General features: G+C 32.6%; 9 protein-coding genes and 1 pseudogene. 4 read left to right on the top strand and 6 right to left on the bottom strand.

From position 1 onward, the window contains the following. From ACH2BV_RS08820 to ACH2BV_RS08810, 3 genes and pseudogenes are all read left to right on the top strand, one after another. Positions 1-309, top strand: a pseudogene (locus ACH2BV_RS08820) (gliding motility lipoprotein GldD); the annotation flags it as partial. A 227-nt stretch (positions 310-536) separates the two neighbouring features. Further along, positions 537-1,817 (top strand): M48 family metallopeptidase, encoded by a 1,281-nt coding sequence (locus tag ACH2BV_RS08815; protein WP_395050358.1) that lies wholly within the window; start codon positions 537-539, stop codon positions 1,815-1,817. A 2-nt stretch (positions 1,818-1,819) separates the two neighbouring features. Further along, positions 1,820-3,331: a DUF6770 family protein gene (locus ACH2BV_RS08810; protein ID WP_395050357.1), complete on the top strand. Its 1,512-nt coding sequence runs from the start codon at positions 1,820-1,822 to the stop codon at positions 3,329-3,331. Between the two features lie 67 nt (positions 3,332-3,398). Here ACH2BV_RS08810 and ACH2BV_RS08805 read toward each other — a convergent pair whose 3' ends face one another. The 5 genes from ACH2BV_RS08805 to ACH2BV_RS08785 all read right to left on the bottom strand — a co-directional run bounded on the left by ACH2BV_RS08805 (position 3,399) and on the right by ACH2BV_RS08785 (position 7,944). Continuing rightward, on the bottom strand, positions 3,399-3,761 hold the full coding sequence (locus ACH2BV_RS08805; protein ID WP_395050356.1) for a nuclear transport factor 2 family protein: 363 nt from the start codon (positions 3,759-3,761) through the stop codon (positions 3,399-3,401). Between the two features lie 72 nt (positions 3,762-3,833). After that, positions 3,834-4,739, bottom strand: a complete 906-nt coding sequence (locus tag ACH2BV_RS08800; RefSeq protein WP_395050355.1) for a pseudouridine synthase — start codon at positions 4,737-4,739, stop codon at positions 3,834-3,836. A 154-nt stretch (positions 4,740-4,893) separates the two neighbouring features. Further along, a complete protein-coding gene (locus tag ACH2BV_RS08795; protein ID WP_395050354.1) occupies positions 4,894-5,814 on the bottom strand; it encodes a geranylgeranylglycerol-phosphate geranylgeranyltransferase in 921 nt (306 codons plus the stop codon). Between the two features lies 1 nt (position 5,815). Next, entirely contained in the window at positions 5,816-6,754 is a 939-nt protein-coding gene (locus ACH2BV_RS08790) for a mevalonate kinase (RefSeq protein ID WP_395050353.1), read from the bottom strand. 101 nt (positions 6,755-6,855) lie between these two features. After that, positions 6,856-7,944: a diphosphomevalonate/mevalonate 3,5-bisphosphate decarboxylase family protein gene (locus ACH2BV_RS08785; protein ID WP_395050352.1), complete on the bottom strand. Its 1,089-nt coding sequence runs from the start codon at positions 7,942-7,944 to the stop codon at positions 6,856-6,858. A gap of 103 nt (positions 7,945-8,047) precedes the next feature. On the opposite strand from ACH2BV_RS08785, the gene ACH2BV_RS08780 reads away from it, so the two are divergent. Continuing rightward, positions 8,048-8,524, top strand: a complete 477-nt coding sequence (locus tag ACH2BV_RS08780; RefSeq protein WP_395050351.1) for a TspO/MBR family protein — start codon at positions 8,048-8,050, stop codon at positions 8,522-8,524. 53 nt (positions 8,525-8,577) lie between these two features. On the opposite strand, the gene ACH2BV_RS08775 is transcribed toward ACH2BV_RS08780, so the two are convergent. Next, positions 8,578-11,032, bottom strand: a 2,455-nt coding sequence (locus ACH2BV_RS08775) for a gliding motility-associated C-terminal domain-containing protein (protein WP_395050350.1), incomplete at its 5' end; no start/stop codon positions are given.

Genomic DNA, 11,032 nt, shown 5'->3' with positions numbered 1-11,032 from the left:
CCAGTAAACAATGATATTAATTTGTTGCTGAAAGATGCCCAAAAATTAACCTATGAACACGTGATTAAAGCGGATGATATTTTAGAGCAACCGTATTTGAATCCAACCCAAAAAGTATATGGAATGTTCTATCAGGTTGATGGCAATGCAGCAACAAATTCCCAGTTTTATGTAACTGACAGCATTAAACATTTTGTGACAGGTTCTGTTTATTTCTACGCAAAACCCAATTTCGATTCCATTATGCCTGCAGCAAGTTATGTTCGAAATGATATGCAGCGTTTGATGGAGACTTTGAAGTGGAAGTAGAAATTCTCTATTTTTCTTATTTTGGTTCTAAATCAATGTATTTTTTCGATTTTAACATCTTGTATATATTCCTCTTTATTATAATTTGCTTTTAGGGGTTGTTCAAACGTTATTGTCGTTAATTTCAATAGTTATTTATAGTTTTTAGTAATCTTTTAATGAAGTATTAAAATTTGTTTGGATGTAATAATTATCGTATGTTTGGGATTCATTTATTTTCCCAAATTGTGAGAAATACATTTATTGTTTTTTTTATTTTCACTTCTCTTTCTGTTTTTTGTCAAGATAGATTTTTACCTTTAGATACTATTTCTTCGAAAGAATTCCACATAAATTTATTTGAAGAATATAAATCAAAGTATGATGCATTCAATAAAAACCTTGATTTAATAAAATCAAATCAAAAGAAAATTGTTGAAGAAATTTATATTGAAAATCAAAAAGAATTTTTAGAAAATATAAAAAACAACAATTTTATTAGTGATAAAAATATTAACTCTTATTTGCAAGAATTGTTGACAGAAGTTTTAAAGAAAAACAACATTGATTCCAAAGAATATACAATTTTATTATCAAAAGACTCCGAAATTAATGCTTCAAATATTGGAGATGGCACCATAATTATTAATTATGGTCTTTTTTTGGCGGTTGAAAATGAAGATGAATTAGTCTTTGTGATTTCTCACGAAATTGGACATCAATATTTGAATCACGTAAAAAACGAAATTGAAAATTTCGCTAAGCAATCAACATCAGGGGAAATTATTCAAAAGACCAATGAAATTCGAAAGCAAAAGTACAATAAAGCAACATTAGCAAATAATCTTTTAAAAAACATCAAGTATAAAAACTATTCCGAAAGAAGAAAAAAAGAAATTGAAGCAGATTCAATAGGTTTGAATTTCTATAAAAAAACTTTAAGGAATCCAGAATATGCAATTAGTCTTTTAAATAAATTAGATAAATCAAACCAAGAAAGAGATTCTTTGACAATTCAAGATTGCAAATTATGTTTTGAAAATAACAGATTCAAATTGAAAATAAAATATTTTGAATCAGAGCAGTCTTTGTTTCAAAAATATGACACAAATAATGCATTTAATATCGATTCGTTAAAGACGCATCCAGATTGCACTACTAGAATTGAATTATTAAAAAAACATATTGTCACTAATGGACAGCAAACAAATTCCTCCTTTTTTTTAGGAATTAAAAAAAATTGTGTCCCTCAAAACCTTATCAATTTATATTCAAACCAAAATTATGGTACTTGTTTGTATGAATCCTTAAAACTGTATAAGTTGGACAAGAACAATGAGGATTTACAAGTGATAATTTTTTTGACATTAGATAAAATATATAAATCAAAATCAAATTACACCATTTCGAAATATATGCCTAGTTTAGACAACAAGAATAATTCACAAAGTTTAAATAGATTCATAAATTTTATTAATAACATTAAAATGAGTGATTTGGAAATTTTAGTAAACCAATTTAAAAATTAATTATGAAATCAAAACCGCTGTTGTTTTTAATGTTTTTGTGTTTTAGTGTTAATGCTCAAATAACCGATTTGAAAAAAATTTCAAATGGAAAACTATACGATGAGGTAGAAATTAAAGACGAAAACAATAACATAAAAGGTTATTTTTTATTATTTGAAACTGATAAAATTGCAAAAGAAACATACACTTTAGAATACGTAGTTTTAGATGAAAATTTAACAAAAGTCACAAAAGGTACAATAACAGAAATGAAATACAACTCTTGGCTAGTTAAGGCTGATATAGTTAGTGTAAAAGTTTCTATTTTTAATAATAAACTTTTAATTCAATTTTCTGACAATTCAGATGGACTTGAATTTTTTAAAAGATATAGAATATTGGATTTAAAGACCAATATATTAAGTGATAGATTCATTTTTAATAAAGATAAGCTTAACATAAACCCTCTTTTTGACAGAACTTTAAAGAACTTTAATGAGAATCAAACGTTTAATATAATCGGATTAAATAATATTGGATTACTTGTTGATAAAAGTAAAAAAGATAAATATAGTGATGTAAAATCTTTAATTTGTTACGATGAAAATTTTAATCAAAAGTGGAAAACTGATTATAATTTAGAAAAAACTCAATTTGGTTATAAAGAGCTTTCGTTAATAAAATCAAACCAGGATTACATTGTGTTTTTTAATCACTACACTAAAGCTGGTTACAAACCAACAGTATCAGTAATGCTTTTTAATGCAAAAACTGGGGTTTTGAATGATGAATATTTTTTTCCAAATCAAGATAGTAACGCCTATAAAGTAGTTGATTGTTCTATAAATAATAATCAAGTAATTTTATTCGGCAATTATTCAAAAAAATCTCAATTTGGTTTTATTTCAGATGAAGAAAATATAGGTTTGTTTAAAATTATTTTAGATGCAAAGAGTGGAAAAGTTATTAAAGAAACTTATAACAATTGGGCAAATATGGCATCTAAATTTGCTATTGATAAATATGGTTATATAAAAAAGGAAGGTAATATTTTTATACACAATATGCTTGAATTGAGTAATAACAAAATAATAGTTGTGTGTGAAGCTTTCAGTTCTTCACCAATAAAAACAAATAATATATATTTTTTGGAATTATCTAAAAACTTGGATCTTGTACAAGTATTTGAAATTGAAAAATTTAGAAACAAGTTTCCTGGTGTTTCAGCGTTTTACTCATATGAAATAAAAAAATATGGCTTTTTTTATTTTTTGGACTACCAAAATATGGGTGATGACGAATTTCTTTTTTATTTTAATGACAATGAGAAAAATACAAAAAACAGAAAAAAGAGTACGATTTTTGGTGTAGTTTCCTATTCAAATGGAAAGTTCAATAAACAATCATTGGATTTAAAAACAGAAATTAGTAGCATAAACGCTTTTTCAGCCAAAAAAGGATATATTTTATTAAGTGAGAATTTCGATGAAAAAGATAAGCCAACAGAATTAAGATTAGAAAAAATAAATTACTAATTGGTACTATCCTGTTAGCTTTGTGTTTAAAACGACCTAAATTTGGTTAGACATATTTTCATATAAATCATTCGTGATACACTCTCGAAAACACAATTTTCTCTTCTTTAATTTCTAGAACTTCGGCTACCAACATATCGTTTTCGCCTTGAACGGTTCTTACATATTCCATAAAAACCCGATTCTCATTTGCGGTAAGTGAGGTTACTTTGTATTGTAAAGTTGGCAACTGTTCAAAAGCTTCTTGCCACCAATCGTGTAATGATTGTTTTCCTTTTACCAAACCATTTGTTTCTGGTTTTTTGATTTTTAGTTTTGGACTAAAATGTTCCGCATCTTCATCATAAAGCGACAAAAGCTGATCCAGATTGTGATTGTTGAAGGCTTCAAACCATTTGTGTGCGATTGATAAATTCTTTGTAGATGTCATTTTTGTTTTTTTAAAATAAAATTCCCGCTTGAAAAAGAGCGGGAATTTAAATTATTAATGAATTTATAAAACTTATACGTTTTTTAAATTGATAATTTCTTGTTCGGTAAGTAATCTCCAGTTTCCTCGAGGTAAATTCTTTTTTGTCAATCCTGCAAAAGCTACTCGATCAATTCTCAAAACATCATAACTAAAATGTTCGAAAATGGAACGTACCACTTTAACATTAGAAGATCTTAATTTCAAGCCAATTTCGCTTTTTGCTTCTCCTTCAACATAGCTTACATCTTCAACAAAAACGCGGTGTCCATCAAGAACAAGACCTTTATTTATTTTTTCTAAATCCTCAAATTTCAAATTTTTATCTAAAGAAACTTGGTAGATTTTTGATGATTTATTAGTTGGTAAAGTAAACTTACGAATCATATCGGTGTCGTTGGTAAACAACAACAAGCCAGTAGTGTTTTTGTCCATTCTTCCTACGGGACCAATTTTGGCAGTAGTCGAACCTTTTACTAATTCCAAAACATTGCGATATTCCTGACCTTCGTCAAGAGCTGTTGTAAAGTTTTTGGGTTTGTTTAGCAAGATATATACTTTTTTCTCTGGAGTCAAAACTGCTCCGTCAAAATTCACGACATCGCCTGGTTTTACCATATATCCCATTTCTACAACAGGAATTCCATTTACTTTTACGTTTCCGGATTGAATGTAAATATCAGCATCACGACGAGAACATATTCCAGAATTAGAAATGTATTTGTTCAAACGAATTTCGTCTTTTACTTTTGGTCTTTTTGGTGCCTGATTTGGTTTTTTCTCTACTTTGTCAGTTGTGTCAGCGACTTTAACAATTGTCTTTACTTTTTTAGGACCTTGTGCCCTTTTTTGCATCGCAGGTTTTGGCTTATTTGAGCTTGGTCTAGAACTGTTTGCTCGACCGCCGCTTTTATTGTTATTGCCTTCCTTGTTATTCATAATATTCTATAATTTCTGCAAAGATAGTTTTTTATTGCTTAATAGTTGATTGTTTTTGGATTACGGTTTCGTAGCCCTGATGGAAACGGCATCCTCTTTTGGCGGGGTTCGCCATAAGAGATATAGTGAACAGCGGGAAATAGCTCCTAAAAAATCAAATTGTTTCTAATAACTTTCTTCCGTGCCACAACACGCTTGGATTGATTAGAATAATGCTGAAAACCCCAGCCACAATTAAGAATTTTAAAACATTATGAAGTAGTAAAAATTGTTCTTTTGTATCTGATTTCCAAAGGCGCAGCATGAAAAAAATTAGGATAATCAGGCAGAAATAGAAATACATATCCATATAACCCACATCGAAAATTTCAATCAGAACATATACTGGAATAATAGTCGTGATAGTCAACGCGGTAATTATTTTTTTCGAAACGGTTTCTCCATAAATAATGGGAATTGTTTTGTAATCGTTTGCCAAGTCGCCTTTGATGTTCTCCAAATCTTTTATCATTTCCCGAATCAGAAGCAATAAAAACAAGAAAGTGGCATGACCAAAAATGACTTCGTAAAAATTTTTATAATATAAAAAAATGGCAAAAAATGGCAAGATTGCCAGAAAAGCAGCCGTTAGATTTCCAATTATTGGGTATTTTTTTATTCGGTGTGAATAATACCAAATCAGGAAAATGTAAACTGAGAAATATACGAATGCACGCCAAGAAACAAAAATGGCTAAAAAAACAACCATAAAATTCAACGTAAAATAGACTTGCAGTTTTGTTTTCTGACTTACCAATCGGTCGAGCATTGACTTGTTGGGACGATTGATTAAATCTTTCTTGCGGTCATAAAAATTATTAATAATATAACCCGATGCAATAGTCAATGAAGAAGCAAAAACAATGATAAATAAATCGAAATCGAGTATAATAGATAAGGCTCTTTTTTCGGGAGCAAGGATAAATATTGCCGAAAGATATTGGGCTATAACAATTATTGGAATATTGTAACCTCTAATGACAGAGAACAAACTGATGAGTTTCATCATTAAAATCTTGTTCTTCCTGTTTAACATTTTAAAATTGATAAACCACTTCTAGTTTATAGTCTTTTAAAGAAATTCTTGCTTTTTCAAGATCTTGGGTAAAACCTAGGATATAACCACCACCGCCTGAACCGCATAGTTTTAGGTAGTAATCATTAGAGTCAATCCCTTCTTGCCAAATACCATGAAATTGTTCCGGAATCATAGGCTTGAAGTGATTCAAAACCACTTTAGATAATTTCTTTGTGTTGGCAAACAACGATTTCATATCTCCACCTAAGAAATTTTCGACACAAGCATCTGTATGTTTGATGAATTGGGATTTTAACATTTTTCGAAAACCTTGATCTTTCAGGTTTTCCATAAAAATATTGACCATTGGAGCGGTTTCACCAACAATTCCTGAATCCAATAAAAATACGGCTCCGTTACCTTCCAGACTTTGAGTTGGAATTCCGGTAGCTTCAATATTATCTTTGGAATTGATTAAAATAGGAATGCTCAAATAGCTATTTAAAGGATCTAATCCAGAACTTTTTCCGTGGAAAAAAGATTCCATTTGTGAGAAAATATTTTTTAGTTGCAATAATTTTTCACGAGTCAAATTCTCAAGAACCGTGATTTTATGTTGCGCATATTTATCGTAAATGGCTGCAACTAATGCACCACTGCTTCCCACACCATAACCTTGCGGAATACTGGAATCAAAGAACATTCCGGTTTCGACATCGTTTTTTAGAGTGGCTAAATCGAAAGTTACTAATTCGGCTTGTTCGCTTTGTAAAGTTTCTAAGTGAGAAACAAAACGCTTCAAATTTTCGTTCGATTTTATGGCTTCTGCTGATGGATTTTCTTCTCGTTTCAGCGCGCCATTGTAAAAATTATAAGGAATAGACAATCCTTTTGAGTCACGAATAATTCCGTATTCTCCAAAAAGTAATATTTTTGAGTAAAATAAAGGTCCTTTCATATATGTAAAAGATGTTTTTCAGCGGTCATATATGTTATCGTCTTCGTATTCATTGGTGTTTGCTTGTGCAAATCCGTTGTTAGTCGCGATTTCATATTTAATTATCCAATTAATAATTGACTTCCAATTCCAATTTCGTCACAAATGTACTGACCATTTTGACAATAGCCAACTAATTCACGTTTAATAAATTGCAAAACGTTTTCTTTTACGTTTTCCGGATACAAAATATGGACGTTTGCACCAGCATCGAGAGTAAAACAAACCGGGATTTTTGTTTCGTTTCGGAACTTCCAAATTGCATTGATAATTTCCAGAGTATTAGGTTTCATCAAAATAAAATACGGAATCGAAGTCATCATCATAGCGTGCAAAGTCAAGGCTTCGCTTTCGACTATTGTAATGAATTCGTCCAAATTTCCGCTTTCGAAAACGTTAATTAATTTATCCAAGTTTTCGTGCGCTTGTTCAAATCGCCTTTCGGCAAAAGGATGTCCATTCATTAAATTATGGCCAATGGAACTCGAAACTTGTTTTTCGCCTTTGTCAACCAACAAAATTGTATCTTGAAAATTCTTAAAATTATTGTGAATTGTATTTGGAAATTCAACGCCAAATAAATCGGAACTTCCTTGAATATTTTTATGATTGCCCCAAACAACAACTTTTCCCTTCACGCTACGACAAGCACTTCCTGAACCCAAACGCGCCAAGAAAGATGCTTTTTGATAAAAGTAATCTTCAGTCATTTCCGGATTTAGAGCTTTTTCCAAACTCATCAAATTCATCGCCAAAGCCGCCATTCCTGAAGCTGAAGAGGCAATTCCGGAACTATGCGGAAAAGTATTTTGGGTGTCAATTGTAAAATGGTAGCCTTTTAGAAAAGGCAAATAAACCAAAACTCTTTCGAAAAATTGCTGAATTTTTGGTTTGAAATCTTCTTTTGGGTTTCCTTCAAAAAGCAAGTCGAAAGAAAAAGTATCATTGTTTTGCTTCTTGGCGAAAGCTAAAGAAGTAATCGTTTTGCAATTTTTCAAGGTAAAACTTATCGAAGGATTAGCTGGAATTTGGCTGTCTTTTTTTCCCCAATATTTCACCAAAGCAATGTTGCTTGGAGAACTCCATTGAAAATTTCCTTTTTCTATGGAATCTAAATATTCCTTCGGAATAAAATCGTTTGCTGAAAACATGAATTAAAAAATTTATGCAAAGATACTTTTTTTGGTTTATAGTTAGATTTCATTATTTGTTGAATCGGTCAAAGTTTTAACTAATTTTGTATAAAAACACATTATGAACAAAATTTCTAAAATTTTAGTCGTGGTTGTCACTTGTTTGGTGATAGGTTATTTTTCTGGAATGGTTACCCGTTCGGCAATTACAACCTGGTATCCTACATTGATAAAACCGAGTTTTAATCCTCCCAATTGGATTTTTGCACCCGTTTGGAGTATGCTTTGTGTTATGATGGGAGTTGCTGCTGGACTGGTATGGAATCGAATGGAGCAGGAAAAAGAAGCAGTTAGAAACGCCTTAATTTTCTTTGCGATTCAATTGGCTTTAAATGCTTTGTGGTCTTTTTTGTTTTTTGGTTTGAAAAATCCAATGTTGGCCGGTATCGAAATTGTTGTCCTATGGCTAATGATTTATGAAACCTATACTAAATTTGTGAAAATCAATAGAATTGCAGGGTATTTATTTATTCCATATTTGCTTTGGGTCAGCTTTGCTATGGTTTTGAATGTTAGTATTTGGTGGTTAAATCGATAGTTTTCAAATGAAAACAAATAAAAAAGCTCCAATTGGAGCTTTTTTATTTTAAATTATCTGCCTATAAATACCCAACCGGATTTTGAAGTTCCACCTTTTATTTCTGCAACATAAAAATAAGTGCCATCTGGGAGAGATTCTCCTTTGTTATTTTTTCCATCCCATTGGTCGGAATAGTTGGTATAACTATTTACTTCCCTTCCATATCTATTGAATATCTTAAGATTAACGACATCGCATCCTTTAAGGTTAAAAGTGTCATTATAAGTATCATTATTTGGGGTAATTGCATTCGGATACATACAAACAGAATTTATTGTAGTAATCTTGCTGAATTGACAACCATTTAAATCCTGAATTGTAATGGTATAATTCCCGGGAGGGAGATTTGAAAAGGTTGTGTCTGGTGTAAAAGAGCTGTTATTTATACTGTATTGATAGGGTGTTTTTCCGCCAATAGGGTTACTAATTTCAATAATTCCAGTTGGTCTTTCATTGATTACATCAGTATTTGTTACTGTAAAAGCTGTTGGAGATTGATAAACCTTTACATTCATAGTTGTTGATAAACCGCACTGGCCAGTTGTTGGTGTAAAAGTATAAATCCCGGAAGCTGTATTGCTCACAATTGCTGGATTCCAGATTCCGGTAATTAAATTATTTGATGTTGTAGGCAAAATCGGACTTGCTGAACCCGAGCATATTGGTGCAATAGGAGTAAAAGTTGGGGTTACAGTTGGATTAACTGTTACACTCATAGTAGTTCCTATCGCGCATTCTCCAACATTAGGAGTAAAATTATAAATTCCAGAAGTTGTATTACTCACAGTTGCCGGATTCCAAGTTCCAGTAACTCCATTGTTTGACGTAAGAGGTAAAACCGGGCTTACCGCACCAAAACATATTGGATCAATAGGAGTAAAAATTGGAGTAAGAATTGGATTAACGGCTATGTTTAAAGTTGTAGTCGTTGCACACTGACCAGGATTTGGGGTAAAAATATAAGTTCCAGAAACGGTATTACTAACTGTAGCAGGATTCCAAATTCCAGTTATTCCGTTTGTAGAAGGGGACGGTAATATTGGTGCAGTAGTGTTAGCACAGATTGAAGAAACAATATTAAAAGTTGGAGTTATGGTGTTAACATTAATATTTAAAGTTGTTGTTGTTGCACAAATACCTGATGTTGGCGTGAAAGTATAAATTCCAGAAACCGTATTGCTCACAATTGATGGATTCCAAGTTCCAGAAATTCCATTGGTGGAAGAACTAGGCAAAATTGGCGTAGAAGAACCATAACAAACATCTGCAATTGGGTTAAATAAAGTGGTAATTTTAGGAGTTATTGTAATGTCCATAGTTGTTGGTAAAGCGCATTGACCGGCTGTCGGCGTAAAAGTATAAGTAGCCGATAAAGTATTACTAACAGTTGCTGGATTCCAACTTCCAGTAATTAAATTATTTGATGTTGTAGGCAAAACGGGACTTATAGAGCCTGAGCAAATTGGAGCAATTGGTGTAAAAATTGGCGTAAAAATCGGATTCACGACAATAGTCATCGTTGAAGGAGTCACGGTACATTGACCAGCAGTAGGGGTAAACGTATATGGAGTTGTGGCAGTATTATCTAAAGCAGGAGACCAAGTTCCGGCCACTCCATTGATGGAAGTCGTAGGCAACGGAGCCAAAACATCACCAGAACAAATTGGAGAAACTTGACTAAAAGTAGCCACAATCGGATTCACCACAATAGTCATCGTTGAAGGAATCACGGTACATTGACCAACAGTAGGGGTAAACGTATAATTAGTAGTTGTAGTATTATCTAAAGCCGGAGACCAGGTTCCAGTCACTCCATTAGTAGAAGTGGTAGGCAAAGGAGCCAACACAGCACCGGAACAAATTGGAGCCACAGTACTAAAAGTAGCCAGAATCGGATTCACCACAATGTTCATCGTTGCTGGTGTCACGGTACATTGACCAACAGTAGGGGTAAACGTATAAGTAGTAGTTGTAGTATTATCTAAAGCCGGAGACCAGGTTCCAGTTACTCCATTAGGAGAAGTGGTAGGCAAGGGAGCCAAAACAGCCCCCGAACAAATCGGTGCAACCTGACTGAAAGTGGCCACAATTGGATTCACGACGATGGTCATCGTTGCTGGTGTCACGGTACATTGACCGGCTGTTGGTGTAAAAGTATAAATAGTTGTGGCAGTATTATCCATAGCAGGAGACCAGGTTCCGGTCACTCCATTGGTGGAAGTTGTAGGCAACGGAGCCAAAACATCACCAGAACAAATCGGGGAAACTTGACTAAAAGTAGCCAGAATCGGATTCACCACAATAGTCATCGTTGAAGGAATCACGGTACATTGACCAACTGTTGGTGTAAAAGTATAAGTAGTAGTTGCAGTATTATCCATAGCAGGCAACCAGGTTCCGGTCACGCCATTGGTAGAAGTTGTAGGCAAAGGAGCCAAAAAAGCCCCCGAACAAATCGGAGCAACC

Source organism: Flavobacterium sp. (genome assembly GCF_043780635.1).
GTDB lineage: Bacteria > Bacteroidota > Bacteroidia > Flavobacteriales > Flavobacteriaceae > Flavobacterium.
This window is presented reverse-complemented; position numbering and strand designations above follow the sequence as displayed.

What these genes read in the sequence shown, in the direction of transcription:
- ACH2BV_RS08810 (WP_395050357.1), top strand. Translation starts at nt 1,820, where the DNA reads ATGAAATCAAAACCGCTGTTGTTTTTAATGTTTTTGTGTTTTAGTGTT.
- ACH2BV_RS08805 (WP_395050356.1), bottom strand. Translation starts at nt 3,761, where the DNA reads ATGACATCTACAAAGAATTTATCAATCGCACACAAATGGTTTGAAGCC.
- ACH2BV_RS08800 (WP_395050355.1), bottom strand. Translation starts at nt 4,739, where the DNA reads ATGAATAACAAGGAAGGCAATAACAATAAAAGCGGCGGTCGAGCAAAC.
- ACH2BV_RS08795 (WP_395050354.1), bottom strand. Translation starts at nt 5,814, where the DNA reads ATGTTAAACAGGAAGAACAAGATTTTAATGATGAAACTCATCAGTTTG.
- ACH2BV_RS08790 (WP_395050353.1), bottom strand. Translation starts at nt 6,754, where the DNA reads ATGAAAGGACCTTTATTTTACTCAAAAATATTACTTTTTGGAGAATAC.
- ACH2BV_RS08785 (WP_395050352.1), bottom strand. Translation starts at nt 7,944, where the DNA reads ATGTTTTCAGCAAACGATTTTATTCCGAAGGAATATTTAGATTCCATA.
- ACH2BV_RS08780 (WP_395050351.1), top strand. Translation starts at nt 8,048, where the DNA reads ATGAACAAAATTTCTAAAATTTTAGTCGTGGTTGTCACTTGTTTGGTG.